This is a genomic window from Streptomyces sulfonofaciens, from assembly GCF_014656295.1.
GTDB classification, from domain to species: domain Bacteria; phylum Actinomycetota; class Actinomycetes; order Streptomycetales; family Streptomycetaceae; genus Streptomyces; species Streptomyces sulfonofaciens.
Map to the genome: position 1 here is coordinate 1 of NZ_BNCD01000112.1, position 512 is coordinate 512.

The window sequence follows — 512 nt, forward strand, 5'->3', positions numbered from 1 at the left end:
GCCTGAATTTTTAATGAGTTGCAACACCATGTGGGGGTGCTTTTCATTTTCTGCATGAATGCTAATGATTTGCGGGTTTAAAGGAGCGAATAATCCCACAAAAAAGCTCGCATTTTCTACCATTAAATGCACATCTAAAGGCACTTTGCTCATTTTGGTAACATTCTCTAAAACCACAGGCCCCATGGTCAAGTTAGGCACATAATGCCCATCCATCACATCCACATGCAAAAAATCAGCGTTACTCACGCTCTCTATCTCTTTGGCTAAATGCATAAAATCAGCGCTCAAAAGGCTCGGGGCTACTTTCAAAATACTTCCCTATTTCCAATGTTTTCAAGTAAAATATTAGCATCTTTAATCAAATCATAAAAGGGTTTTTATGGATTACAAACATTTTAAAGGCAAGCATGCAAACATCGTTATAGAAATCATTAGTCTTTTAGAAAAAGGGGTTAAAAAAGCCCAAGAGATTTTAGAAAAGCCAGACGCTGGGAGTTACACCAAGCTAG

At 37.9% G+C, this 512-nt stretch carries 1 protein-coding gene; it reads right to left on the reverse strand.

The annotated features are described in order from the left end of the window. A partial coding sequence (locus IE313_RS36780; RefSeq protein ID WP_506005239.1) for a beta/alpha barrel domain-containing protein occupies nt 1-312 on the reverse strand: 312 nt, incomplete at its 3' end. Nucleotides 313-512 lie beyond the last annotated feature (200 nt).